This is a genomic window from Kosakonia beeri (assembly GCF_054165705.1).
In genome coordinates this window covers 3,355,351-3,381,318 of record NZ_CM135106.1, presented here as the reverse complement: position 1 = coordinate 3,381,318, position 25,968 = coordinate 3,355,351, and the positions used below count along the sequence as shown (strand labels likewise).

Genomic DNA, 25,968 nt, shown 5'->3' with positions numbered 1-25,968 from the left:
CACGATTTCGACATGGTTGGCCGCTCCCGTAGCGGCCTTTTTTATGGCCCGAGTTTACGCACGCTACCCTCTGTGCCGCGCGGGATCATCGCCGGGTAAAGCGATTCCCCTTTCTCAGTCAGAACATACTCCTGGAACGGCATACCATCGGTTGCAGGTTGCGTGATGAAAATCCCAATATCCACCAACGTGCGAAGCCGATCGGTGAGAATATTGCGCGCCACGCCCAGCTCACGCTGAAAATCACTAAAACGCCTTACACCTGCTTGTGCATCACGCACAATGAGTAATGCCCAGCGATCGCCAAGCACATCAACAGAGCGTGCAACGGGGCAGGGCTGTTTCTGGAAGGTAATTCGTGATGACATAGGCTGCCCTCAGTGAATGAGTGGGGTTAGAGGAAAAGCTACGTTATCAGGTCTTCAACCTGGCATGGAAGAGCAGCCGCCGTGATGTAATGTAAAAGAGCAGAAGGGGTAATTATCCAATAATCACCGGTCGGTGTTAAGTGTGTTAATTAAAAAGGTGAATTAATTGTGAAATATATCGAAGCCATGAAGTAAATTAATTTTGTGTGTTCTGGCGTGTTTTTACTGCGGCAATTTTTACTTCGCCTGCAAACGTTAAATAACCTCGTTAATATTTATCTTTACCTGCCGATTGATAACCGCTAATGACGTTAAAATGAACATCCCATTAACATGGTTTTTACTAAGAATTCACCGTGTATACAAAATTAACAATGGTGAATAATATTGATTTAAATCAATATTTAAAAGCTTGGAAAAAGCACCAAAAATCGTTAAATTGTCGCCGATCAAATTGGCTAAAAAGTGGTAAATTCGGTATAAATTGATCACTGTCGAAAAACGTAAAACAAACCCAATAAAAACCTTTTTATTGTAAGGGTTTTGCGGAGTAATATACTCGAGAGATCAATTAGAGTTTTTTCTTAACCTGGTTGTAACTTTTTGATTCACCGTCCGTAGCGAATAGGCGGTGATTAAAAAAGTGCAGCTAATTTGTATTGGGGCATGCGTGTGAACCTTTTCATGGGGTTTACTCTCGGAGTCTTCATGCGATGAGCAAGGAGTCATGATGTTAGATATAGTCGAACTGTCGCGCTTACAGTTTGCCTTGACCGCGATGTACCACTTCCTTTTTGTGCCACTGACGCTCGGTATGGCGTTCCTGCTGGCCATTATGGAAACGGTATACGTTCTCTCCGGCAAACAGATTTATAAAGATATGACCAAGTTCTGGGGCAAGTTGTTTGGTATCAACTTTGCACTGGGCGTGGCAACCGGCCTGACTATGGAGTTCCAGTTCGGGACAAACTGGTCTTACTATTCCCACTATGTTGGGGATATCTTCGGTGCGCCGCTGGCCATTGAAGGCTTAATGGCCTTCTTCCTCGAATCCACCTTCGTAGGTCTGTTCTTCTTCGGATGGGATCGTCTGGGCAAAGTACAGCACATGGCAGTGACATGGCTGGTCGCACTGGGCTCCAACCTGTCCGCGCTGTGGATCCTGGTGGCTAACGGCTGGATGCAGAACCCAATCGCCTCTGATTTCAATTTTGAAACCATGCGTATGGAAATGGTCAGCTTCGCTGAACTGGTGCTGAACCCGGTCGCTCAGGTGAAATTCGTTCACACTGTGGCATCCGGTTACACTTGTGGCGCCATCTTCATCCTTGGCATCAGCTCCTACTACTTGCTGCGCGGTCGCGACATCGCATTTGCAAAACGCTCCTTTGCTATCGCAGCCAGCTTCGGCATGGCAGCGGTACTGTCCGTTATCGTACTGGGTGATGAATCCGGTTATGAAATGGGCGACGTGCAGAAAACCAAACTGGCCGCTATCGAAGCTGAATGGGAAACCCAGCCAGCGCCGGCAGCCTTTACGCTGTTTGGTATTCCTGACCAGGACAAGCAAGAAAACAAATTCGCTATCCAGATCCCCTTCGCACTGGGCATCATTGCTACCCGTTCGGTCGATACGCCGGTTATCGGTCTGAAAGATCTGATGGTACAGCACGAAGAACGTATCCGTAACGGTATGAAAGCGTACCAGTTGCTGGAGCAGCTGCGTGCGGGTTCTACCGATCAGTCTGTTCGCGACCAGTTTAATAACGTGAAGAAAGACCTCGGTTACGGGCTGTTGTTGAAACGCTATACCCCGAACGTGACCGATGCGACCGATGCGCAGATCCAGCAGGCAACTAAGGACTCCATTCCACGTGTTGCGCCGTTGTACTTCGCCTTCCGTCTGATGGTGGCGTGCGGTGTGCTGATGCTGCTGATTATCGGTATCTCGTTCTGGACCGTCATTCGTAACCGCATTGGTGAGAAAAAATGGCTGCTGCGTGCTGCTCTGTACGGTATCCCGCTGCCGTGGATCGCCATCGAAGCAGGCTGGTTTGTCGCGGAATATGGCCGTCAGCCGTGGGCGATTGGTGAAGTCCTGCCAACCGCTGTCGCTAACTCGTCGTTAACCGTTGGCGATCTGCTGTTCTCAATGATTCTGATTTGCGGCCTCTATACGCTGTTTATGGTGGCGGAAGTGTTCCTGATGTTCAAATTCGCTCGCCTTGGGCCGAGCAGTCTGAAAACAGGTCGCTATCACTACGAGCAGTCCACCGTGGCTTCTCAGCCGGCACGCTAAGACAGGAGTCGTCAAATGATCGATTATGAAGTATTACGTTTTATCTGGTGGCTGCTGGTTGGCATTCTGCTGATTGGTTTTGCGGTCACCGACGGCTTCGACATGGGCGTGGGGATGTTGACTCGCGTTCTGGGACGTAGCGACACTGAACGCCGCGTGATGATCAACTCCATCGCGCCGCACTGGGACGGTAACCAGGTGTGGCTGATCACGGCGGGCGGCGCGCTGTTTGCTGCCTGGCCGATGGTGTATGCCGCTGCTTTCTCCGGCTTCTACGTGGCGATGATCCTCGTACTGGCGTCACTGTTCTTCCGTCCGGTCGGTTTTGATTACCGTTCGAAGATTGAAGACAACCGCTGGCGCGGCATGTGGGACTGGGGCATTTTTATCGGTAGCTTTGTGCCGCCGCTGGTCATTGGTGTGGCATTCGGTAACCTGTTGCAGGGTGTACCGTTCCACCTCGATAATGACATGCGTCTGTTCTACACCGGTAACTTCTTCCAGCTACTGAACCCGTTTGGCCTGCTGGCAGGGGTGGTGAGCGTTGGTATGATCCTGACGCAAGGCGCGACCTATCTGCAAATGCGCACCGTGGGTGAACTGCATCTGCGTGCTCGTGCCACTTCGCAAATTGCTGCGCTGGTCACCCTGGTTTGCTTCGCACTGGCGGGTTTATGGGTTGTTTACGGCATTGATGGTTATGTCGTGACCTCTGTTATGGATCACCATGCTGCTTCCAATCCGCTGCATAAAGAAGTGGCACTACAAGCTGGCGCGTGGTTGACCAACTTTAATAACACGCCAGTACTGTGGCTGGTTCCGGCACTGGGCGTTGTGCTGCCGCTGTTGACTGTGCTGACCGCGCGTCTGGATAAAGCCGCATGGGCGTTTATCTTCTCTTCACTGACGCTGGCGTGCATCATCCTCACCGCAGGTATCGCGATGTTCCCGTTCATTATGCCTTCCAGCACAATGATGAAAGCGAGCCTGACCATGTGGGATGCGACATCGACACAACTGACCCTGAACCTGATGACCTATGTGGCGCTGGTCTTTGTCCCGATCATTTTGCTCTACACCACCTGGTGTTACTGGAAAATGTTCGGACGCATTACCAAAGAACACATTGAAAGCAATACCCACTCTATGTACTAAGTAAGGAGCAGAATATGTGGTATTTCGCATGGATTTTAGGAACGCTTCTTGCCTGTGCTTTTGGAGTGATCACCGCGCTGGCGCTGGAGCACGTTGAAGCGACCAAAGCCGGAAAAGAAGAACACTGATGGATAACATTATCGCAAAACTGTATGCGGTAATGGACAGGGGCCCGTTAAGGGCCCTTTCCTTAGTAATGGCATTACTGCTGGCTGGCTGCGTTTTCTGGGATCCGTCCCGTTTTGCTGCCAAAACCAGTGAGCTGGAAATCTGGCATGGTCTGCTGCTGATTTGGGCCGTGTGTGCCGGCGTAATCCACGGCGTGGGTTTTCGCCCGCGTGCGCTTCACTGGCAGGGGATTTTCTGTCCGCTGGTGGCAGATCTGGTTCTGCTTGCTGGTCTTATTTTTTTCTTCTTTTGAATAAGAAATATCCGCTATCCTCATGGGCTTGCAAAAGCCCATAAATTTTTACTCTCCGTTTACTTGAACCCATTCCAAAGCACCTTGCCCGCGCGTATAGTAGCGAAGTTTAAAAGCTCTAACTTTTTTTGCATTACCGGGATGTAAAGTGAATACAACGCTGTTTCGATGGCCGGTTCGGGTCTACTACGAAGATACCGACGCCGGTGGCATGGTTTACCACGCCAGCTACGTTGCTTTTTATGAAAGAGCCCGCACAGAGATGCTGCGCCACCATCACTTTAGCCAACAGGCTCTGCTGGCTGAGCGTGTCGCCTTCGTGGTACGCAAAATGACGCTGGAGTATTTTGCACCCGCCAGACTCGACGACATGCTCGAAGTCCAAACGGAAGTTACATCAATGCGCGGAACCTCTATGGTTTTTACGCAGCGGATCGTCAACGCAGAGAACAAAGTGCTGAACGAAGCTGAAGTACTGATTGTCTGTGTTGATCCACTCTTAATGAAGCCTCGTGCGCTTCCCAAGTCTATTGTCGCGGAGTTTAAGCAGTGACTGACATGAATATCCTTGATTTGTTCCTGAAGGCAAGCCTTCTGGTTAAACTTATCATGTTGATTTTGATTGGTTTTTCAATCGCATCCTGGGCCATCATTATCCAGAGAACGCGCATCCTTAACGCAGCAGGACGCGAAGCAGAAGCCTTCGAAGATAAGTTCTGGTCCGGTATTGAACTGTCTCGTCTGTATCAGGAAAGCCAGGGGCGCCGTGACAATCTGAGCGGTTCGGAACAAATCTTTTATAGCGGGTTCAAAGAGTTTGCCCGTTTGCACCGCGCCAACAGCCACGCGCCAGAAGCGATTGTCGAAGGTGCATCACGTGCGATGCGCATTTCGATGAACCGCGAGCTGGAAAGCCTGGAAAACCACATTCCTTTCCTCGGTACCGTTGGTTCCATCAGTCCTTATATTGGTCTGTTCGGTACGGTCTGGGGGATCATGCACGCCTTTATTGCATTGGGTGCGGTGAAGCAGGCCACCTTGCAGATGGTTGCGCCAGGTATTGCGGAAGCACTGATCGCGACGGCTATCGGTCTGTTCGCTGCGATTCCGGCGGTGATGGCGTACAACCGCCTGAACCAGCGCGTGAACAAACTGGAACTGAATTACGACAACTTTATGGAAGAGTTCACGGCTATTCTGCATCGCCAGGCATTCGCCAGCAGCGAGAGCAACAAGGAGTAAGCCATGGCCAGATCGCGTGGACGGGGCAGTCGTGCCCTGAAGTCCGAAATCAACATTGTACCGTTGCTGGACGTGTTGCTGGTGCTGCTGCTGATCTTTATGGCGACGGCACCGATCATTACGCAAAGCGTTGAGGTCGATCTGCCGGATGCGACACAATCGCAGACCGTCAGTACCAACGACGATCCTCCGGTCATTATTGAGGTTTCCGGTGTCGGACAATACAGCGTGGTGGTGGAAAAAGATCGTATGGATCAGCTACCGCCGGAGCAGGTGATTGCCGAGGCGCAACGTCGCCTGCAATCCAATCCGAAGACCGTGTTCTTAATCGGCGGCGCAAAAGATGTGCCGTACGATGAAATCATTAAAGCGCTGAACCTGTTACATAGCGCGGGTGTGAAATCTGTTGGCTTGATGACGCAGCCTATCTGATCACCGGCCTAACAGGCGGACAGTTTTTGGGAACCGAGAGTGTCAAAGGCAACCGTACAAAACGACAAGCTCAAGCGAGCGATAATCATTTCTGCCGTGCTACATGTGATTCTGGTGGCGCTGCTGATTTGGAGTTCGTTCGATGAGCATATTGATGCATCTGCGGGTGGCGGCGGTGGCTCATCGATTGACGCGGTAATGGTCGATCCGGGCGCAGTGGTGGATAACTACAATCGCCAGCAGCAGCAACAAGCTAGCGCGCAGCGAGCAAAAGAACAGCGTGAAAAACAGGCGCAACAGCAGGCGGAAGAGCTGCGTGAAAAGCAGGCCGCTGAGCAAGAGCGTCTGAAACAGCTGGAAAAAGAACGTCTGCAGGCGCAGGAAGCCGCACGCGAGCAAGCCGAACAGCAGAAAAAAGCAGAAGAAGCGGCAAAACAGGCGCAACAGCAGCAGAAGCAGGCGGAAGAAGCGGCTGCGAAAGCGGCTGCCGATGCAAAAGCTAAAGCGGAAGCACAGGCAAAAGCCGCTGCAGATGCGGCGAAGAAAGCGGAAGCCGATGCAGCTAAAGCGGCTGCGGATGCGCAGAAGAAAGCCGAAGCTGAAGCCGCAAAAGCCGCTGCCGACGCGAAGAAAAAAGCTGAGGCTGAAGCGGCGAAAAAAGCCCAGGCTGATGCTGAGAAGAAAGCCCAGGCCGAAGCGGCAAAACAAGCCGCCGCCGAGAAAGCAGCAGCTGAAAAAGCAGCTGCTGCAGAAAAGGCTGCCGCAGCGAAAGCCGCCGCCGCTGAAAAAGCCGCAGAAGAGAAAAAAGCGGCCGCGGCAGAAAAAGCCGCAGCCGATAAGAAAGCCGCAGCGGACAAAGCTGCCGCAGCCAAGAAAGCTGCCGCAGAAAAAGCCGCAGCAGCCGAAGGCGTTGACGACTTGTTTGGTGACCTGAGCTCCGGTAAGAATGCGCCGAAAACGGGTGGTGGATCGAAAGGAAACCACGCTTCGCCCGCAGGTTCTGGTAACACTAAGAATAATGGCGCTTCAGGTGCAGACATCAGTAACTACGCAGGGCAGATTAAAGCGGCAATCGAAAGTCGTTTCTATGATGCTTCTTCATATGCAGGAAAAACCTGTACGTTACGTGTCAAACTGGCGCCAGACGGCATGTTGTTAGATATTCAGTCGGAAGGTGGCGATCCGGCGCTTTGCCAGGCTGCGCTCGCTGCAGCGAAACAGGCAAAAATGCCGAAGCCGCCAAGTCAGGCTGTATATGAAGTGTTCAAAAATGCGCCGCTGGACTTCAAACCTTAAGGTACACTTACCCTCGCTACTTGCGGGGGAAAAGGTGCTAAGGGCGTCCTGACGCGGGTAGTTTTGTCTTATTGAGTTTGTTAAAATTCTGCTAAATTATCGCGGGTTTTCCGCCCGGATAAGGGAGATATGATGAAGCAGGCATTACGTGTTGCATTTGGTTTTCTGATGCTGTGGGCAGCAGTGCTGCACGCAGAAGTACGTATCGAGATCACCCAGGGGGTGGACTCGGCACGCCCGATTGGCGTTGTGCCGTTCCAGTGGGCAGGGCCTGGCGCTGCACCTGAAGACGCAGGCGGCATCGTTGCAGCAGATCTGCGCAACAGCGGCAAATTCAATCCACTCGATCGTTCCCGTCTGCCGCAGCAGCCGGGCAGCGCGCAAGAAGTACAGCCAGCGGCCTGGTCCGCGCTGGGTATTGACGCGGTAATTGTCGGTCAGATCACCCCGAATCCTGATGGCAGCTACAACGTGGCGTATCAGTTGGTGGATACTGGCGGTGCGCCGGGTACCGTGCTGGCGCAAAACTCGTTTAAGGTGAACAAACAGTGGTTGCGTTATGCTGCCCATGCTGCCAGTGATGAAGTGTTTGAAAAACTGACCGGTATTAAAGGCGCGTTCCGTACCCGTATTGCTTACGTTGTACAAACGGCAAACAGCCAGTTCCCTTACGAACTCCGCGTTTCCGATTACGACGGTTATAACCAGTTCCTGGTGCACAAATCTCCGCAGCCGCTGATGTCCCCGGCCTGGTCTCCGGACGGTTCCAAACTGGCATACGTGACCTTCGAGAGCGGTCGTTCCGCGCTGGTTATTCAGACTCTGGCGAATGCCAGCATCCGCCAGGTGGCGTCTTTCCCGCGTCACAACGGTGCGCCGGCGTTCTCTCCGGACGGGTCTAAACTGGCCTTTGCACTGTCAAAAACCGGCAGTCTGAATATCTATGTTATGGATATTGGCTCAGGTCAGATCCGTCAAGTGACGGACGGTCGCAGCAACAACACCGAACCGACCTGGTTCCCGGATAGCCAAAACCTGGCCTTCACTTCTGACCAGGCAGGGCGTCCGCAAGTGTATAAAGTTAGCGTTAACGGCGGTGCGGCACAGCGTATCTCCTGGCAGGGTTCTCAAAACCAGGACGCGGATGTGAGCAGCGACGGTAAATTTATGGTGATGGTAAGCTCTGACGGTGGTCAGCAGCACATTGCTAAACAAGATCTGGCAGCGGGTGGCGTACAAGTTCTGTCGTCAACGTTCCTGGACGAAACGCCAAGTCTGGCACCTAACGGCACAATGGTAATCTACAGCTCTTCTCAGGGGATGGGATCCGTGCTTAATCTGGTTTCTACAGATGGGCGTTTCAAAGCGCGTCTTCCGGCGACTGATGGACAGGTTAAATTCCCTGCCTGGTCTCCGTATCTGTGATAATAAATAGATGTTTATAAAAGGAATCAAAGAAATGCAACTGAATAAAGTGCTGAAAGGCCTGATGCTGGCTCTGCCTGTTATGGCAATCGCTGCATGTTCTTCTCACAAGAACAACACTAGCGACCAGAGCGGCGAAGGCATGATGGGTGCTGGCACTGGCATGAACGGTAATGGCAACATGTCTTCCGAAGAACAAGCGCGTCTGCAGATGCAACAGCTGCAGCAGAACAACATTGTTTACTTCGACCTGGACAAGTATGACATCCGTTCTGACTTCGCAGCGATGCTGGATGCTCACGCAAATTTCCTGCGTAGCAACCCGTCCTACAAAGTCACCGTAGAAGGTCACGCTGACGAACGTGGTACCCCGGAATACAACATCTCCCTGGGCGAACGTCGTGCTAACGCCGTTAAAATGTACCTGCAGGGTAAAGGCGTTTCCGCTGACCAGATCTCCATCGTTTCTTACGGTAAAGAAAAACCTGCAGTACTGGGTCACGACGAAGCGGCTTACGCTAAAAACCGTCGCGCCGTACTGGTTTACTAAGAGAATTGCATGAGCAGTAACTTCAGACATCATCTGTTGAGTCTGTCGTTACTGGTTGGCATAGCGGCCCCCTGGGCCGCTAATGCTCAGGCGCCAATCAGTAGTGTCGGCTCAGGCTCGGTCGAAGACCGTGTCACTCAACTTGAGCGTATTTCCAATGCTCACAGCCAGCTTTTAACCCAACTTCAGCAACAACTTTCTGATAATCAGGCCGATATTGATACGCTTCGTGGGCAAATCCAGGAAAATCAGTATCAGTTGAATCAGGTGGTTGAACGCCAGAAGCAAATTCTGTTGCAAATCGACAGTCTGGGAAGCGGGGCAGCTGCAGGTCAGGCACAGCAAACCTCGGGCGATCAGGGAGCGGCTCAGGCTCCAGCGGCGGATAACGGCGCGGCAAATACAGGTGCGGCCACTTCTGGCGCGCCGGTACAGAGCGGCGATGCGAATACCGATTACAACGCTGCGATTGCGCTGGTGCAGGATAAATCTCGTCAGGACGATGCCATCGCGGCTTTCCAGAACTTCGTCAAAAAGTACCCGGATTCAACCTATATTCCGAATGCCAATTACTGGCTCGGTCAGTTGAATTATAACAAGGGCAAAAAAGACGACGCTGCCTATTACTTTGCCTCCGTGGTGAAGAATTACCCGAAGTCGCCTAAAGCACCGGACGCGATGTACAAAGTCGGTGTGATTATGCAGGACAAAGGGGACAGTGCAAAAGCGAAAGCGGTCTACCAGCAGGTGGTCAGTAAATACCCTGGCACCGATGGCGCGAAACAAGCACAAAAACGCCTTGGTTCGATGTAATGCATAGCGCATGACCAGAAATCGCGTTTTTTCTGGTCTTGTCGCATGAATCATAAGCAGTTAAGTGATTTGCGTCGAAATTGTTGTTGCGCTGAATTCTTAAATCAGTAATATATGCCGCCGTTGCCACGGGTTATCGCATAAACCGGAAGCAACGCAAAAGTGGGTCGTTAGCTCAGTTGGTAGAGCAGTTGACTTTTAATCAATTGGTCGCAGGTTCGAATCCTGCACGACCCACCACTTTAACATCCGTGTGGAGATGTTAAACGTGAAGGATAACGTTGCACAGCAACGGCCCGAAGGGCGAGGCAAAGCCGAGTCATCCTGCACGACCCACCACAAAGTTATATCCAGCGTAGTATCGGGTGATTAGCTCAGCTGGGAGAGCACCTCCCTTACAAGGAGGGGGTCGGCGGTTCGATCCCGTCATCACCCACCACTCGGGTCGTTAGCTCAGTTGGTAGAGCAGTTGACTTTTAATCAATTGGTCGCAGGTTCGAATCCTGCACGACCCACCACTTTAACATCCGGGTGGAGATGTTAAACGTGAAGGATAACGTTGCGCAGCAACGGCCCGAAGGGCGTCGCAAAGCCGAGTCATCCTGCACGAACCACCATTTTGCAGTTCTGAAAAGAATTTTCTTCGAAGTTACTACCCGTATGGGTCGTTAGCTCAGTTGGTAGAGCAGTTGACTTTTAATCAATTGGTCGCAGGTTCGAATCCTGCACGACCCACCACTTTGTCTGGTGATGGTCAACTTCGAAGGCAATCCCGAAAGGGTCGTTAGCTCAGTTGGTAGAGCAGTTGACTTTTAATCAATTGGTCGCAGGTTCGAATCCTGCACGACCCACCAATGTAAAAAAGCGCCCTAAAGGCGCTTTTTTGCTATCTGAGCATGCTAAAGATTCGACAAAATTGTCGGGAACAATTTTGAACAACGCGAAGCGTTGGCCCGGAGGGAGAGTCTCAGGATGAGACGAATGTACCTGCAGCAGGTTCGGATCGAAGGGCGAGTGAAGCGAACCATCGTGTTACCTTTTTGCATAAAAAATGACGCTGGCGGTGCTTTTTGCTCTCAGCTCTGCCTTCAGAACGACAGGCGCAACGGCAAACGAGTCTTCCTCCCCGTACAACGCGCTGACCACTACCCACACCTACAAAAATTTCCCACGACAATTTTTATGCAATCGGCTATCTTGTTTAGTATATGAAACGTTGTCGGCGTAATACTGGCATTCTTAACCGTTGTTATGGTTATTAAGTTAAGCAAGCAAAACGAGTAAGCATGATGAGCGTAATGTTCGATCCCGAAACCGCAATATATCCCTTTCCGCCAAAACCCGCGCCGCTACGTCAGGATGAGAAGCAGTTCTACCGCGAGAAAATCAAAAGCTTACTGAAAGCGCGTAATGCCGTGATGGTGGCCCATTACTATACCGATCCGGAAATTCAGCAACTGGCAGAAGAGACCGGTGGATGTATTTCCGATTCACTGGAGATGGCGCGCTTCGGTGCGAGACATGCCGCTTCAACGCTGCTGGTCGCCGGTGTGCGTTTTATGGGGGAAACTGCCAAAATCCTCAGCCCGGAAAAAACCATCCTGATGCCCACGCTGAATGCCGAGTGCTCACTGGATCTGGGTTGTCCGATCGATGAGTTTAACGCCTTCTGCGATGCGCACCCCGATCGTACTGTTGTGGTTTATGCCAATACCTCCGCAGCCGTGAAGGCACGTGCCGACTGGGTGGTGACTTCCAGCATTGCCGTTGAGTTAATTGAGCACCTCGACAGCCAGGGCGAAAAAATTATCTGGGCGCCGGACCGCCATCTCGGCAGCTACGTGCAAAAACAAACCGGTGCCGATGTTTTATGCTGGCAAGGTGCATGTATCGTACATGACGAGTTTAAAACTCAGGCGTTGATGCGGATGAAAGCGTTGTACCCGGACGCGGCAACACTCGTACATCCCGAGTCTCCACAGTCGGTGGTTAATCTGGCCGATGCGGTAGGCTCGACCAGCCAATTGATCAACGCGGCGAAAAGCCTGCCGCATAAGCAACTTATTGTCGCTACCGATCGCGGTATCTTCTATAAAATGCAGCAGGCGGTGCCGGAAAAAGAGTTACTCGAAGCGCCAACCGCCGGCGAAGGGGCCACGTGCCGCAGCTGCGCGCACTGCCCGTGGATGGCAATGAATGGCCTGCAAGCCATTGCCGAAGCGCTGGAAAACGGCGGAGCGGCCCACGAAATCCACGTCGATGCTGCACTGCGCGAGGGTGCATTACTTCCGCTTAACCGCATGCTCGATTTTGCAGCTACACTACGTGCTTAATTTATTACTGCGTAGTATTACGCTCTGGGGAAAGAATGGATTTTTTTAGTACACAGAACATTCTGGTGCACATTCCGATTGGTGCCGGCGGGTACGATCTTTCATGGATTGAAGCCACGGGCACACTGGCGGGTTTGCTTTGTATCTGGCTGGCGAGTCTGGAAAAGATCAGCAACTATGCTTTTGGATTGGTGAACGTCACTCTGTTCGCTATCATCTTCTTTCAGATTCAGCTCTACGCCAGTCTGCTGCTGCAACTGTTTTTCTTTGCCGCCAATGTGTACGGCTGGTACGCCTGGTCGCGGCAAACTTCACAAAATGAAGCGGTCCTACAAATTCGCTGGCTATCATTGCCAAAAGCATTAACCCTGCTGGCAACTTGCGTGGTCGCGATTGGTTTGATGACCTTCTTTATCGATCCGGTATTTGCATTCCTGACACGGGTGGCTGTCGCGGTGATGCAAACGCTGGGTATGCATGTGGCGATGCCGGATCTGCAACCCGATGCGTTCCCGTTCTGGGACGCCTGCATGATGGTGTTGTCGATTGTGGCGATGATCCTGATGACCCGCAAATATGTCGAAAACTGGCTGTTGTGGGTGGTTATTAATATCATCAGCGTGGTGATTTTTGCCTTGCAGGGCGTCTGGGCAATGTCGCTTGAATACATGCTGCTGACTTTCATCGCACTTAACGGCAGCCGCATGTGGATGAATAGCGCGCGTGAGCGAGGTTCTCACGCGCTTTCAGCTCAATGATGGTGTGAAGGATGAGGGTCAGGCTGCGCCTCGCTGAGATGGCAGTCTGGCCCGCTACAGGGCTGATACTCCATCTGTATCGTCGCATGTTCAATATCGTAATGATGAACAAGAAAATGCTGGATGTCGCCGAGCAGCTTGTCATGATCGCGCGGCGGTACCACCTGCACATGCAGCGTCATCAACGGTTTCTCACCGACCAGCCAGACATGTACATGATGTACGTCGCGGACTTCCGGAATAGCCCGTCGCAAGTGGCGTTTTAGCGCGCCAATATCCAGCGAGCCAGGCGCGCCTTCCAACAACTCATTCACGCTCTCTTTCAGAAGTCGCCACGCGCTGCGCAGCACCAGCACAGAAACCAGCACCGACAAGATAGGGTCAACTGGCGTCCAGTTGGTATAAATAATAATTAGCGCGGCGACAATCGCTCCCACCGATCCCAGCAGGTCGCCCAGTACATGCAGGGCAGCCGCGCGCACGTTGAGGTTCTTTTCCTCGCTCCCCCGATGCAACAACCAGAACGCCAGCACATTAGCCAGCAGCCCGGCGATGGCGATGACCATCATGGTTGCTCCGGCCACGGGGTGCGGATGGTAAAAACGCTGGAAAGCTTCCCAGACAATCAAGAGAGTAATAAGCACTAACGCGAGCGCATTCACAAAGGCTGCCAGCGTGGTCAGCCGCAGCCAGCCAAACGTCCGCCGGGCGCTGGGCGGTTGACGGGCGAAATGAACCGCCAACAAGGCAAACAGCAGGGCGGCGGCATCGGTAAGCATATGGCCCGCATCTGCCAGCAGCGCCAGCGAACCAGAGAGGAGGCCGCCCACCACCTCAATCAACATAAAGACAGCGGTAACACTAAATGCCAGCAATAGTCGGCGAGCGTTAGTGTCAGCAGGGGCGTGTGAATGTGAATGCGCCATTGTCGGGATCGTGCCTCTTCATAATTATGAGCGACTTACATCATTGCAGATTTTTAGCGTATGGTGAGAAAAAAGTAAGGAGAGCCGTAGCTCTCCCTCTTGTTAAGGCTTTATACCTTACTGGGTGGTACCGTCGGTTTTGGTGTTCACATGTGTGTTATTACCATTACCTGTTTCCACTTTTTTGTTCTCGTCAGGGCAGCGACCATCTTTACACATTGAATTTTTGTGGACTTCATCTTTGGTCATATGTTGCGACGACTTATGGCTATTCGTGGCCGGATCGCCAGTGTTGATTTTGCTGTTATCAACGTTATTCGGCTCCAGATTCTGTTTCGCATCCGGGGCAACCTGGCCGGCAGACGCCGCAGCGTTTGCATCGCCGTTGCTGCTATCGGACGTGGAGGACGTTGCGGCGAAAGCACCGCCGGCGAAAGTCAGGGAAGTGGTCAGTAAAAGCGTCGCTAATTTATTCATTTTCATCATGATGCTCCTGTTCTGGTCGTTTTTACCGTGCAGAAAGCCGATAAAAGCAGCGCGAACGAATTATCACGCTCAGTGGTTAAACATGCCATTATCAACCGCTTCGGCAGCATGGAATATTAACAAAGTGCAAAATAAAAGTTATTACAGTTAAAAAGTGTAGTCGTGTTCTCTCTGTTCGCTACTTTCTGGCGGCGTTCCGCCTCATTCCAGGAATTATCCGTGCGAAGTGTAAAATCACGTTTACACTTCCTGGCTGACGAGATAGATTGGAAGGATTGCATTCATTACAAAAAGTACAGCGACACTGGAAAGATCATGAATTATCAGAATGACGATTTACGTATTAAAGAGATCAATGAGTTATTACCCCCTGTAGCGCTCCTTGAAAAATTTCCCGCCACTGAAACGGCTGCCAACACGGTTTCTCATGCCCGCAAAGCGATTCACAACATCCTGCGCGGTAATGACGATCGTCTGCTGGTGGTGATTGGTCCGTGCTCTATTCATGATCCTGCTGCGGCGAAGGAATACGCCTCGCGCCTGCTGTCGCTACGAGAAGAGTTAAAAGGCGAGCTGGAAGTGGTGATGCGCGTCTATTTTGAAAAGCCGCGTACCACTGTTGGCTGGAAAGGGCTGATTAACGATCCACACATGGATAATAGCTTCCAGATCAACGACGGCCTGCGTATTGCGCGTAAGCTGCTGCTGGAGATCAATGATTCGGGCCTGCCGGCAGCAGGTGAGTTTCTGGATATGATCACCCCACAATATCTGGCGGATTTGATGAGTTGGGGAGCCATTGGTGCTCGCACCACCGAGTCGCAGGTACACCGTGAACTGGCTTCCGGTCTCTCATGCCCGGTGGGGTTTAAAAATGGTACCGATGGCACTATCAAAGTGGCGATTGACGCCATTAACGCTGCCAGTGCACCTCACTGCTTCCTGTCGGTGACGAAATGGGGCCACTCGGCAATCGTAAATACTGCCGGTAATACGGACTGCCACATCATTCTGCGCGGCGGCAAAGAGCCGAACTACAGCGCGAGGCATGTCGCTGACGTTAAAACGGGGCTCAACAAAGCAGGCCTGCAAGCGCAGGTAATGATTGATTTCAGCCACGCAAATTCCAGCAAGCAGTTCAAAAAGCAAATGGAAGTCGGGTCTGACGTTTGCCAGCAAATTGCCAGCGGCGAAAACGCCATCATCGGCGTGATGATTGAAAGTCATCTGGTGGAGGGCAATCAGAGTCTGGAAAGCGGTGAACCGCTGGTTTACGGTAAAAGTATTACTGATGCCTGCATCGGCTGGGAAGATACCGATGCCATTCTGCGTCAGCTAGCCAATGCGGTGAAAGCGCGTCGCGGTTAAATTCTGGCAGGGAGTGCAGTTGTCTGTGGTGAAAGCCCACATGCGCTGCGCTAACGGGCCAGAAACAAAAAGCCGGGCATTTTATGCCCGGCTTTTTTATTACTTCGCTTTACCCTGGTTAGCGACAGCAGCCGCTTTTGCGGCGATCTCATCCGCGTTGCCCAGATAATAATGTTTCAGCGGTTTAAAGTTTTCGTCGAACTCATACACCAGCGGTACGCCGGTCGGGATGTTCAGTTCAAGGATTTCTTCTTCGCTCATGTTGTCGAGGTACTTCACCAGCGCACGCAGGGAGTTACCGTGAGCGGCAATGATCACGCGCTCACCACTTTTCAGACGCGGCAGAATGGTGTCGTTCCAGTAAGGGATTACGCGATCGATGGTCAGCGCCAGGCTTTCGGTCTGCGGCAACTCGGCTTCGGTCAGTTTCGCATAACGCGGATCGTGGCCCGGAAAACGCTCATCATCTTTGGTCAGCGCCGGCGGCGTAACAGCAAAGCCGCGACGCCACTGCTTAACCTGCTCATCACCGTATTTTTCTGCGGTTTCGGCTTTGTTCAGCCCCTGCAGCGCACCGTAATGACGTTCGTTCAGTTTCCAGCTTTTTTCAACCGGTAACCATGCCTGATCCAGCTCATCCAGAACGTTCCACAGCGTGTGGATGGCACGTTTCAGCACAGAGGTGTAAGCAAAATCGAAGGAGTAGCCTTCCTCTTTCAGCAGTTTGCCTGCTGCTTTTGCTTCGCCTACGCCTTTTTCGGACAGATCAACATCGTACCAACCGGTAAAACGGTTTTCGTTGTTCCACTGGCTTTCGCCGTGACGAACCAGAACCAGCTTAGTAACAGCCATACTCTTACTCCTGTAAGCCTGATTGAATGATAACAATTCTCATTATATTGCCGGGCAGAGACCTGCGGCAACGATTACCCTTAACCATAGCGAAAATAGTGGCGCAGTGTAAGGTGCTTGTGAACCAGGGGTTATGATTTTGTCTGTAACTGACGGTTATTTCAGCAAGATGATGAAAAAAAGCCCTCCGGAAGGAGGGCGGGGGATCAGTGCGGAATAAAGTGATATTCCGTCAGGCTGACATAGACGTCGCCGGGGAGTAAAACGCAGTCCGGCTGCGGGAAGTCCGGGCGGTTGGGGCTGTCCGGCAGGAATTCACTCTCCAGCGCCAGACCCTGCCAGGCACTGTAGGTCACACCGCCGCGGGCGGGCGTACCATCAAGATAGTTCCCCGAATAAAACTGCAGTGCTGGTGCACTGGTATACACTGCCATTTCCAGTTGCTTATCTGCCGACCAAAGGTGCGCTGCAGGCTGGCTGACGTCACCGCGGGCTTGCAACAGGAAGGCGTGATCATAGCCTTTTACTGCCTGCTGATCGGCATCGGCCAGAAAATCCTGCGCCACTGTTTTTGGCGTGCGGAAATCAAAACTGGTTCGGGCTACTGCTTTCAACCCGTCGGTGGGCAAGCCCATACTGTCCACCGGCAAATAGGCATCAGCCAGCAATTGCAAGGTATGGTTACGCACATCCGACTGTTCGCCATCCAGATTAAAGTAAGCATGGTTGGTCAGGTTAACCGGGCAGGGCTTGTCGGTTGTGGCGCGGTATTCAATGGCCAGGCGGTTATCATCACCGAGGCGGAAATGCGCTCTTGCATGCACATTACCGGGAAACCCCTGGTCGCCGTCCGGTGAGTTCAGCACGAATACCACTTCGTTATCGTTTTGCCGTTCAATCAACCAGCGGCGTTTGTCAAAACCTTCCGGGCCGCCGTGTAACTGGTTTTCGCCCTGGCTTGGCAGCAGGGTGTACGTCTGCCCGGCCAGTTCAAAACGGCTGGCGGCGATACGGTTGGCATAACGGCCAATCGAGGCGCCAAGAAACGCGGTTTGATGCAGATAGTGTTCCGGCGTTGCGCAGCCGAGTAAGGCTTCACGCACGGACCCATCCTGTAACGGGATACGCGCCGATAACAGCGTGGCACCCCAGTCCATTAACGTCACCACCATTCCTGCGCGGTTGCGCAGCGTGATGAGACGAAAAGGCAGCCCGTCCGGGGCTATGGCAGACGATTCGTTTAACACTGTCCTGCTCCCTGTGAAGGTTTGCACACATAGAAGGTTTCTTTGATGCCGGTTTTTGCTTCGTACTGACGTGCGACAGCCTCTTTAACTGCAGGCACCATCGCTTCGGGTACGAGGGCAACCACACAACCACCGAAACCGCCGCCGGTCATGCGCACGCCGCCCTGGTCGCCGATAGTGGCTTTAACAATCTCTACCAGCGTATCGATTTGCGGTACGGTGATTTCAAAATCATCCCGCATGGAAGTATGGGACTCGGCCATGAGTACACCCATACGCTGCAGATCGCCTTTCTCCAGCGCGCTTGCCGCTTCGACGGTACGGGCATTTTCGCTCAGCACATGACGAACGCGTTTCGCCACCAGCGGATCCAGCTCATGGGCAACGGCATTAAACTGATCGATGCTGACATCCCGCAGCGCTTTTTGCTGGAAGAAGCGCGCGCCCGTTTCACACTGCTGGCGGCGGGTGTTGTATTCGCTGCCGACCAGCGTGCGTTTGAAGTTACTGTTGATGATCACAATGGCCACGCCTGCCGGCATCGAAACCGCTTTGGTCCCGAGCGAGCGGCAGTCAATGAGCAGCGCGCTCCCTTTTTTGCCGAGCGCAGAGATCAGCTGATCCATAATGCCGCAGTTACAGCCAACAAACTGGTTTTCCGCCTCCTGACCGTTCAGCGCGATTTGCGCGCCATCCAGCGGCAGATGGTACAACTGCTGGAAAACGGTGCCGACCGCCACTTCCAGCGAGGCGGAAGAGCTTAAGCCCGCGCCCTGCGGCACATTTCCGCTGATGACGAGATCCGCGCCGCCAACGTTAGCGTCACGTTTTTGCAGGTGTTTTACCACGCCGCGCACATAATTTGACCATTGCTGGCTGTCGTGGGTGACGATCGGCGCATCAAGAGAGAATTCATCGATTTGGTTATCGTAATCGGCGGCAATGACCCGCACGAGGCGATCGGTACGCGGCGCACAGCTGATCACGGTCTGGTAGTCAATGGCGCAGGGCAGCACGAAACCGTCGTTATAGTCGGTATGCTCGCCGATCAAGTTGACGCGGCCTGGTGCCTGAATGGTATGGGTGGCAGGGTAGCCAAATTTCTCAGCAAACAGGGCCTGGGTGTTCTCTTTCAGACTCATTATTATTCTCCGGATTCGCGAAAATGGATATCACTCACGGCGCGCAGGCGTTCGGCAGCTTGCTCAGCCGTCAAATCGCGCTGGGTTTCGGCCAACATTTCGTAGCCAACCATAAATTTGCGCACGGTAGCAGAACGCAACAACGGCGGGTAAAAGTGCGCATGCAACTGCCAGTGTTGATTCTCTTCGCCATTAAACGGTGCCCCGTGCCAACCCATTGAGTAAGGGAAAGAGCACTGGAACAGATTGTCATAGCGACTGGTCAGTTTTTTCAGCGCCAGCGCCAGATCGCGACGCTGTTCAGCGTTTAAATCGGTCATACGCAGCAGGTGGGTTTTTGGCAACAGCAAGGTTTCAAACGGCCAGGCGGCCCAGTATGGGACCACTGCCAGCCAGTGCTCTGTCTCAACCACTGTACGGCTGCCGTCTTGCTGTTCACGCTGCGCGTAGTCGACCAGCATGGGAGAGTGGTACTGGTCCAGGTAGGCTTTTTGCAGGCGATCTTCGCGTTCCGCTTCGTTAGGCAGGAAGCTGTTTGCCCAGATCTGGCCGTGTGGATGCGGGTTCGAGCAGCCCATCGCCGCGCCTTTGTTTTCAAAAACCTGCACCCAGGGATAGGTTTGGCCCAGTTCTGCTGTCTGCTGTTGCCAGGTTGATACCACATCTTCCAGCGCGCTGATGCTCAGTTCTGGCAGTGTTTTACTGTGGTCTGGCGAAAAACAGATAACCCGGCTGGTGCCGCGCGCACTCTGGCTGCGCATCAACGGATCGCTGCTTTCCGGCGCGTCTGGCGTGTCGGTCATTAGCGCCGCAAAGTCATTCGTAAATACGTAAGTGCTGGCGTAATCCGGGTTTTTATCACCGGTTACTCGCGTATTCCCCGGGCAGAGAAAACAGTCCGGATCATGGGCGGGTAGCGTTTGCTTCGCCGGTGTTTCCTGCGCCCCCTGCCAGGGGCGCTTAGCGCGATGCGGTGAAACGAGGATCCACTGTCCCGTCAACGGGTTGTAACGGCGATGAGGATGATCCACCGGGTTAAATTGCGTCATTACGGTTCCTTTAATCAGGATAGCCCTGCGGATGGCGGGACTGCCAGCGCCAGGTATCTTCTGCCATTTCGTCGAGCGTGCGGGTGACACGCCAGTTCAGCTCTTTATCTGCTTTGGTGGCATCTGCCCAGTAAGCGGGTAAATCACCGTCGCGGCGTGGCGCAAAATGCCAGGCAATAGGTTTGCCACAGGCTTTGCTGAACGCGTTAACCACATCCAGCACGCTGCTGCCCACGCCCGCGCCAAGGTTATAAATATGCACGCCTTGTTTGCCTGCCAGTTCTTGCATGGCGGCAACGTGACCATCAGCCAGATCCATCACATGGATATAATCGCGCACGCCGGTGCCGTCAGGTGTTGGGTAGTCATTACCAAAAATAGCCAGCGAATCACGGCGACCAACGGCCACCTGCGCAATGTACGGCATCAGGTTGTTAGGAATGCCTTGCGGATCTTCGCCCATATCGCCTGATGGATGTGCGCCAACCGGGTTAAAGTAGCGCAGCAGCGCAATGCTCCAGTCCGGCTGTGCTTTCTGCAGGTCAGTCAGGATCTGCTCAACCATCAGCTTACTTTTGCCATACGGGCTTTGCGGCGTGCCTGTCGGGAAGCTTTCAACATACGGGATCTGGGGTTGATCGCCATAAACTGTGGCGGAGGAACTGAAAATGAAGTTCTTAACATTGGCGGCGCGCATGGCGCTGATCAGACGCAACGTACCGTTAACGTTGTTATCGTAGTATTCCAGCGGTTTGGCCACGGATTCGCCAACGGCCTTCAATCCGGCAAAATGAATCACCGCTTCGATAGCGTGATCGTGCAGGATCTCTGCCAGCAGCGCTTCGTCACGAATATCGCCTTCGACGAACAGCGCAGCTTTACCGCCAAAACGTTCGATTTCATGCAATACGCTGCGTTTACTGTTGCAGAGGTTGTCGAGGATGACGACGTCATGACCATTTTGCAGCAATTGGACGCAGGTATGACTTCCAATGTAACCGCTACCACCTGTAACCAGAACTCGCATGTTTAACTCCATTAGGCATATGGTATGAATAAACCTTAGCATAACAGAGAGGTGAAAACTGTGACATGGGATAAAATAGTGGAATCGCTTACACTGATTTCTCTGCTAGCCGGTTTCTCGCGTAACCGCTGGAAAAAACAAGGATTATCCTGGCATTTCCAGCGAATAGTATTAGTCCGAAAACGTCTTCACTGCTGTACAGTGAAGCAGACATTATCAGCGTAAGCCGGATAACGCCTCGTGCAGGTTATAAGTCATCAGCGACAGCCAGGCAATCAGCCCAAAGTACAAAAGCGAATATTCCAGACGTTTGCCAGGGGTCAGCGTACTGAGATTGGGCGTTTCATTGCGCCGCGCCACCATCTGCGAAACCGCAAGAAAGCAGACGATAAGCAACAGCGGGCTCGGGTGGAGATAAAAAAAGCACAACAACACCGGAACCCCGAGATACCAAATCTTACGCGAGATGGCGACCGTAATGCGTCCGCCATCCAGCGGCGGCACCGGGATTAAATTGAACAGATTAAGCAGGAAACCGGCATAGGCCACGGCCATCAGTAGCGAACTGTTCAGGTATTCCGCCAGATAATAGCAGGCAAGGGCAGCCAGCGATCCTGACAGCGGGCCAGCAATGCCGACCCACGCTTCTGTTTCCGCATCCGGGAGTGCATCTTTCAGTGCGATCCACGCCCCGACAAACGGGATAAACATCGGTAATCCGGTATTTAATGAACGCTGCCGTGCGGCAAAGTAGTGCCCCAGTTCGTGGAAAAACAGCATGGCGACGATACCTGTGGCGTAAGGCCAGCCAAACAGCAGCGCATACGTGGCGACCGACAACAGCATCGTCCCCCCGGAGAGTATAAACTTTCCGAGGGTTGCACCTTTAAACAGCAGAAGCAGCAGGCTCATCGCTATTCAACGTGGTTTTCGGTTTCGGTTGCCGATTTTTTGCGAAACAGTACTTTTTTCACGCCGACACCGGCAGCCGCGATAGCAATCAGCGCAAGCTTCCAGAACTTCAGCAGAGTGACACCGATAATCGCCAGCAGGCCGAGTTTTTTCGCCGCCAGCCCACCGATTAACGCAGCAAGGCCATAGCTGGCAATGTGGTCGGTCGAGGCATTAAAGTCGCTGTATTTTTTACCGTCGTTAAAGGTCGTGGCATTGAGCAGGGTTTTAGCCAGCGGTTTTTCCTGCTCGACAGTGCCGCGATCCGTGACCAGATTCAGCGACAGGTAACCGTGGCGGCCCAGCAGATAAGTGTTGTAGTTAACGCCCTGATCTTTTTCCGGCACATTACTGCCAATGTCGCGGATCGCGGCAGACCAGATAAGACGGTGGTTTGCCGCATCGTAGGTTGGTTTTTCAACCCAGCCGATGACCTCAATCGGCGCGATGCCTTTTTCAGCGCGATCTTTATTGCCTTCTTTGGTTCCTTCCTGCAAATTACTAAGCAGTTCCTTCGCGTCCCAGTCCTTTGCATCATCATCTTTGATATAACCGGCGTCGTCATATTCAATAGAAACAAACCCGGAAATATCATTGCTAAATACCAGCCCGTAAAAAGCATCATCATTAACAGAATTACCCAATTCACGCATGAAGACGGCCGCTTCTTTAGGCGGTATCCAGGCGAAACCCGCCGGTAAATTCAGCGTTGCCTGATCGCCTAATGTAATTTTGTGCGGGCCGTGAACACTGGCGCGTTGCATATTTTGCACCGCCTGACGCATTTGATTATCTTGTTCGCTATTCGCAGAGGAGGCACTCTCCTCAGCAAGTGCGTAGGTACTCAGGCCAAGGAAGAGCGCCGCCACCAGCGACAGGGTGCGGGTCATAGAGAGGAGTGAGGTCATAATAGTCCTGTCATTTTTCTCCCGGCGTCCATCGTCGGGATTGATACTTGCCATAATAAAAAAAGGCCACTGACAATATGGGTTGCCAGCTGGCCAGATAAAAATCGTATTTTGGATGCTAATTAAGCCTGCGTATTACAGCATATTTGCTTAATATCAGGCATCCCCAATTATTGTGGTTCCAGCACGTAGCGATAGCCGTCATCCTGCGGCACAAACGCCAGACGATGCGTAATACACGATGGCGCGTCTGCCGCATGGTGGGAAACAAATAATAGCTGCGTCTTCCCTTCATTAATCAATACATCGACAAAGCGGCGAATTAACTGCCGGTTAAGCGGATCCAGTCCCTGTAATGGCTCATCAAGGATCAGTAAGGTTGGGTGTTTAACCAGAGCCCGAACAATCAGCGCCAGCCGTTGTTGCCCCCAGGAGAGGCTGTGGAAGGGGGCGTCTGCCGTGCGGGCATCAAAGCCCAGAATATCCAGCCATTGCTGCGCCAGTTTGTGCTGCTTATCCGATACCGCCTGATAAATGCCGATTGAATCAAAATAACCGGACAGAATGACGTTACGTACGTTGGTGCTGACGCGATAGTCCAGGTGCAGGCTACTGCTGACATAGCCGATGTGCTTTTTGATATCCCAGATGGTTTCGCCGCTGCCGCGACGGCGGCCAAACAACGTCAAATCGTTACTGTAGCCTTGAGGATGATCGCCGGTGATCAAACTGAGCAACGTGGACTTGCCCGCGCCATTTGGCCCGACGATTTGCCAGTGCTCGCCGGGGGCCACGGTCCACGAAAGCTGGTTAATAATAGGACGATCGTTATAAGACACCACACCGTTATTGAGCACGATCAGCGGCGCACCCGGGGTCAGCGTTTCCCGCGCGGGGGGCGCGTCGGGATCGGGCAGGGCAATACCAGCGAGTTTCTCACTGTGCGCCAGTTGGGCAATCAGCGCCTGTTGCAACAGGGCGGATTTCTCCCCGGTATCGGTCAGGGCACAATCGACCAATACCCCGGCATTGCGTACAAAGGCGGGGATCTCATCGAAGCGGTTCAGCACCAACACCACGGTATAACCGTCGGCATTCAGTTGTGCCAGCAGCGCTGCCAGTTGTTGACGAGAGTTAACATCAAGGCCGTCGAAGGGCTCATCAAGGATCAACAAATCCGGCTCGGCCATCAGCGCCTGGCAAAGCAATGTCTTACGGGTTTCACCTGTTGAAAGGTATTTGAAACGACGATCAAGAAGAGATGTGATGCCAAACTGCGCCGCCAGCCGGGTGCAGCGGTCGGCGTCTTTAATCTCATCCTGGATGATTTCCGCCGTTGTGCGCCCGGTATCTTCCTCGCCGGGGCTGAGCATATCGGTGTTATTTCGTTGCCACTCGTCGCTCACCAGTTTTTGCAGTTGCTCGAAGGAGAGACGGGTCAGGCGGGTAAACGTCGACTCCCGGGTGCCTTTCAGCAGGGTCAGTTCACCGGCCAGTGCGCGAGCCAGCGCGGATTTTCCACTGCCGTTTGCCCCGACAAACGCCCAGCTTTCACCGGCGCGCAGGGTTAAATTTTCAAGATGCAGTGTGCGGGTATCGCTAAGACGGAACGTGCCTTGCGAAATATGCAATGATGACATGATGTATCCCATTTTTTGCAGCATTGAAGTTCAGGGATACGTGCATTACCTCAGTTTGTCAACGCAATTAGCATAACGTAGCGATAATCACGCGATCGGCATTAAAATAGGCCGTCACTTCGTGCTGTTCCTGCAACTTCTCCACCTCTGCAGACGGCACGGTAGCGCAGAGCTGCTGGCCGTCCGGTAGCGTCATCAGCACTTCGCTCTGCTGCTCGCCACGCTCAATGTGACTAATACACCCGGTTAGCTGGTTATCAGCTTTTGCCGCCAGCGCGGTATCCTGGGTAATGTTGACCCACGGCGCTTTTAACAACACCAGCACCTCTTTGCCTTCGTCGAGGCCAAGCCTTTCTCCGCTTTGCGCTGTGATCGCGACTTTTAAACGTGTGGTGCCGTCTGCCAGCAGAACGTCCACATGTTGCTGAACCTGTTGGTGATCGCGGGCGGTAATAGTGCCAAACCACTGGTTGCGGGCGCTGGTTTGCAAAGAGAAGCGCGAAATGGCCGCCAGCAGGCTGTTTAAAGGCAGGGCATCGTCGTCGCTCAGCACATCAAAGGCCTTTTGCTGGATTTGTCCAAGCAGATCATAAAGTTGAATAAGGCGCTGACCGTAACGGGTTACCACTGCGCCGCCGCCGCCTTTGCCGCCTGTGGCGCGATCGACGAGCGTGTGGTCGCTCAGTTGATTCATCTCATTGATCGCATCCCAGGCGCTTTTATAGCTGATGTTAGCGTTCTTCGCACCCTGGCTAATAGAGCCTGTCTCTGCAATTTGTTTCAGCAGCGAGATACGGCGCGGATCGGCAAAAAGACGCTGCTGGAGTTTAAGAGTGAGGAGAATTTCAGCCTGCATTACACAATGTCCTGGCAAAAAGTCTATTGTGAAGGAAAACGACCTGTAAACCTAGCCTGAGGCTTGATATTGATGGCAAAGCTGCGGTTCCAATCGCACAAAAGGCGAGTGTTTTCCCGCCGGTTCAGGCTAGAATGCGTCATCCACAATATCTGGAGTCGACCATGTTAGAGTTACTGAAAAGTCTGCTGTTTGCCATCATCATGGTCCCCGTGGTGATGGCCATCATCCTGGGATTAATTTATGGTCTTGGCGAAGTGTTTAACGTTTTCTCCGGCGTTGGGCGCCGCGACCGCACCAGCCAGCACCGCTAAGCCATTTGCTAAAACGCCCACTTTCGTGGGCGTTTTACGCTCAAGATCGTTCCCTCCCTGCCGATAGTTTTCTCATATGCCCCTCATTCTTGATGGGTATTATCTTCTGA

The 25,968-nt window shown here is 52.8% G+C and carries 26 protein-coding genes, 5 tRNA genes and 1 pseudogene; 20 read left to right on the top strand and 12 right to left on the bottom strand.

Annotated elements, in window-relative coordinates; all coding sequences use genetic code 11:
* Positions 1-83: 83 nt before the first annotated feature.
* Positions 84-368: pseudogene (locus ACUY4S_RS16070) on the bottom strand (winged helix-turn-helix transcriptional regulator); the annotation flags it as partial.
* 730 nt (positions 369-1,098) lie between these two features.
* Between ACUY4S_RS16070 and cydA the strand changes: the two are divergent.
* The 18 genes from cydA to pnuC all read left to right on the top strand — a co-directional run bounded on the left by cydA (position 1,099) and on the right by pnuC (position 13,092).
* Positions 1,099-2,667, top strand: a complete 1,569-nt coding sequence (cydA, locus tag ACUY4S_RS16065) for a cytochrome ubiquinol oxidase subunit I (RefSeq protein WP_312692625.1) — start codon at positions 1,099-1,101, stop codon at positions 2,665-2,667.
* Between the two features lie 15 nt (positions 2,668-2,682).
* Positions 2,683-3,822 carry a cytochrome d ubiquinol oxidase subunit II gene (gene cydB, locus ACUY4S_RS16060; RefSeq protein ID WP_458023461.1) on the top strand — a complete coding sequence of 380 codons (1,140 nt, stop codon included), beginning with the start codon at positions 2,683-2,685 and terminating at the stop codon, positions 3,820-3,822.
* 14 nt (positions 3,823-3,836) lie between these two features.
* Positions 3,837-3,950, top strand: a complete 114-nt coding sequence (cydX, locus tag ACUY4S_RS16055; RefSeq protein ID WP_004100325.1) for a cytochrome bd-I oxidase subunit CydX — start codon at positions 3,837-3,839, stop codon at positions 3,948-3,950.
* Entirely contained in the window at positions 3,950-4,243 is a 294-nt protein-coding gene (gene ybgE / locus ACUY4S_RS16050; RefSeq protein ID WP_312692535.1) for a cyd operon protein YbgE, read from the top strand. The genes cydX and ybgE overlap by 1 nt, the downstream gene beginning before the upstream one ends.
* Before the next feature lie 148 nt (positions 4,244-4,391).
* Positions 4,392-4,796, top strand: coding sequence for a tol-pal system-associated acyl-CoA thioesterase (gene ybgC / locus ACUY4S_RS16045; RefSeq protein WP_312692533.1), 405 nt, complete (start codon positions 4,392-4,394; stop codon positions 4,794-4,796).
* The gene (tolQ, locus tag ACUY4S_RS16040; RefSeq protein WP_312692531.1) at positions 4,793-5,485 is read left to right on the top strand and encodes a Tol-Pal system protein TolQ; all 693 of its coding nucleotides are present in this window, start codon (positions 4,793-4,795) and stop codon (positions 5,483-5,485) included. The genes ybgC and tolQ overlap by 4 nt, the downstream gene beginning before the upstream one ends.
* A gap of 3 nt (positions 5,486-5,488) precedes the next feature.
* Complete coding sequence (tolR, locus tag ACUY4S_RS16035; RefSeq protein ID WP_312692529.1) at positions 5,489-5,917, top strand: colicin uptake protein TolR; 429 nt, start codon at positions 5,489-5,491, stop codon at positions 5,915-5,917.
* A 39-nt stretch (positions 5,918-5,956) separates the two neighbouring features.
* A complete protein-coding gene (tolA, locus tag ACUY4S_RS16030; RefSeq protein WP_458023462.1) occupies positions 5,957-7,213 on the top strand; it encodes a cell envelope integrity protein TolA in 1,257 nt (418 codons plus the stop codon).
* A 132-nt stretch (positions 7,214-7,345) separates the two neighbouring features.
* Positions 7,346-8,638 (top strand): Tol-Pal system beta propeller repeat protein TolB, encoded by a 1,293-nt coding sequence (gene tolB / locus ACUY4S_RS16025; RefSeq protein WP_458023465.1) that lies wholly within the window; start codon positions 7,346-7,348, stop codon positions 8,636-8,638.
* Between the two features lie 34 nt (positions 8,639-8,672).
* Positions 8,673-9,188, top strand: coding sequence for a peptidoglycan-associated lipoprotein Pal (pal, locus tag ACUY4S_RS16020; protein WP_090133362.1), 516 nt, complete (start codon positions 8,673-8,675; stop codon positions 9,186-9,188).
* Between the two features lie 9 nt (positions 9,189-9,197).
* Positions 9,198-10,001 (top strand): cell division protein CpoB, encoded by an 804-nt coding sequence (cpoB, locus tag ACUY4S_RS16015; protein WP_458023463.1) that lies wholly within the window; start codon positions 9,198-9,200, stop codon positions 9,999-10,001.
* A 164-nt stretch (positions 10,002-10,165) separates the two neighbouring features.
* A tRNA-Lys gene (locus ACUY4S_RS16010) sits at positions 10,166-10,241 on the top strand.
* Positions 10,242-10,364: 123 nt separating this feature from the next.
* Positions 10,365-10,440: transfer RNA gene (locus ACUY4S_RS16005), tRNA-Val, on the top strand.
* Between the two features lie 3 nt (positions 10,441-10,443).
* Positions 10,444-10,519, top strand: a tRNA-Lys gene (locus ACUY4S_RS16000).
* A 144-nt stretch (positions 10,520-10,663) separates the two neighbouring features.
* Positions 10,664-10,739 (top strand) — tRNA-Lys (locus tag ACUY4S_RS15995).
* Between the two features lie 40 nt (positions 10,740-10,779).
* Positions 10,780-10,855: transfer RNA gene (locus tag ACUY4S_RS15990), tRNA-Lys, on the top strand.
* A 435-nt stretch (positions 10,856-11,290) separates the two neighbouring features.
* Positions 11,291-12,334, top strand: a complete 1,044-nt coding sequence (nadA, locus tag ACUY4S_RS15985; RefSeq protein WP_458021672.1) for a quinolinate synthase NadA — start codon at positions 11,291-11,293, stop codon at positions 12,332-12,334.
* Positions 12,335-12,369: 35 nt separating this feature from the next.
* Complete coding sequence (pnuC, locus tag ACUY4S_RS15980; protein ID WP_312688238.1) at positions 12,370-13,092, top strand: nicotinamide riboside transporter PnuC; 723 nt, start codon at positions 12,370-12,372, stop codon at positions 13,090-13,092.
* On the opposite strand, the gene zitB is transcribed toward pnuC, so the two are convergent.
* Both zitB and ACUY4S_RS15970 read right to left on the bottom strand, forming a co-directional pair.
* Positions 13,086-14,018: a CDF family zinc transporter ZitB gene (gene zitB / locus ACUY4S_RS15975; RefSeq protein ID WP_458021665.1), complete on the bottom strand. Its 933-nt coding sequence runs from the start codon at positions 14,016-14,018 to the stop codon at positions 13,086-13,088. The genes pnuC and zitB overlap by 7 nt on opposite strands.
* A gap of 117 nt (positions 14,019-14,135) precedes the next feature.
* Positions 14,136-14,501, bottom strand: a complete 366-nt coding sequence (locus ACUY4S_RS15970; protein WP_312688737.1) for a YbgS-like family protein — start codon at positions 14,499-14,501, stop codon at positions 14,136-14,138.
* A gap of 318 nt (positions 14,502-14,819) precedes the next feature.
* Between ACUY4S_RS15970 and aroG the strand changes: the two genes are divergently transcribed.
* Complete coding sequence (gene aroG, locus ACUY4S_RS15965) at positions 14,820-15,872, top strand: 3-deoxy-7-phosphoheptulonate synthase AroG (protein WP_312688244.1); 1,053 nt, start codon at positions 14,820-14,822, stop codon at positions 15,870-15,872.
* A 99-nt stretch (positions 15,873-15,971) separates the two neighbouring features.
* Here aroG and gpmA read toward each other — a convergent pair whose 3' ends face one another.
* The 9 genes from gpmA to modE all read right to left on the bottom strand — a co-directional run bounded on the left by gpmA (position 15,972) and on the right by modE (position 25,544).
* Positions 15,972-16,724 carry a 2,3-diphosphoglycerate-dependent phosphoglycerate mutase gene (gene gpmA, locus ACUY4S_RS15960; RefSeq protein ID WP_312688247.1) on the bottom strand — a complete coding sequence of 251 codons (753 nt, stop codon included), beginning with the start codon at positions 16,722-16,724 and terminating at the stop codon, positions 15,972-15,974.
* 206 nt (positions 16,725-16,930) lie between these two features.
* A complete protein-coding gene (galM, locus tag ACUY4S_RS15955) occupies positions 16,931-17,971 on the bottom strand; it encodes a galactose-1-epimerase (protein WP_458021664.1) in 1,041 nt (346 codons plus the stop codon).
* A complete protein-coding gene (galK, locus tag ACUY4S_RS15950; RefSeq protein ID WP_312688252.1) occupies positions 17,965-19,113 on the bottom strand; it encodes a galactokinase in 1,149 nt (382 codons plus the stop codon). The genes galM and galK overlap by 7 nt, the downstream gene beginning before the upstream one ends.
* Before the next feature lie 2 nt (positions 19,114-19,115).
* Entirely contained in the window at positions 19,116-20,162 is a 1,047-nt protein-coding gene (gene galT / locus ACUY4S_RS15945; protein WP_312688255.1) for a galactose-1-phosphate uridylyltransferase, read from the bottom strand.
* A 10-nt stretch (positions 20,163-20,172) separates the two neighbouring features.
* Positions 20,173-21,189, bottom strand: a complete 1,017-nt coding sequence (gene galE, locus ACUY4S_RS15940; protein ID WP_312688258.1) for a UDP-glucose 4-epimerase GalE — start codon at positions 21,187-21,189, stop codon at positions 20,173-20,175.
* A gap of 216 nt (positions 21,190-21,405) precedes the next feature.
* Entirely contained in the window at positions 21,406-22,101 is a 696-nt protein-coding gene (locus ACUY4S_RS15935) for a site-2 protease family protein (protein ID WP_458021663.1), read from the bottom strand.
* A 2-nt stretch (positions 22,102-22,103) separates the two neighbouring features.
* Positions 22,104-23,048 carry a DUF2167 domain-containing protein gene (locus ACUY4S_RS15930; protein WP_312688264.1) on the bottom strand — a complete coding sequence of 315 codons (945 nt, stop codon included), beginning with the start codon at positions 23,046-23,048 and terminating at the stop codon, positions 22,104-22,106.
* Positions 23,049-23,218: 170 nt separating this feature from the next.
* Positions 23,219-24,688, bottom strand: a complete 1,470-nt coding sequence (modF, locus tag ACUY4S_RS15925) for a molybdate ABC transporter ATP-binding protein ModF (RefSeq protein ID WP_312688267.1) — start codon at positions 24,686-24,688, stop codon at positions 23,219-23,221.
* A gap of 67 nt (positions 24,689-24,755) precedes the next feature.
* Positions 24,756-25,544 (bottom strand): molybdenum-dependent transcriptional regulator, encoded by a 789-nt coding sequence (gene modE, locus ACUY4S_RS15920; RefSeq protein ID WP_312688270.1) that lies wholly within the window; start codon positions 25,542-25,544, stop codon positions 24,756-24,758.
* A gap of 164 nt (positions 25,545-25,708) precedes the next feature.
* Between modE and ACUY4S_RS15915 the strand changes: the two genes are divergently transcribed.
* Positions 25,709-25,858, top strand: a complete 150-nt coding sequence (locus ACUY4S_RS15915; RefSeq protein WP_312688272.1) for an AcrZ family multidrug efflux pump-associated protein — start codon at positions 25,709-25,711, stop codon at positions 25,856-25,858.
* The last annotated feature ends 110 nt before the right edge of the window (positions 25,859-25,968 follow it).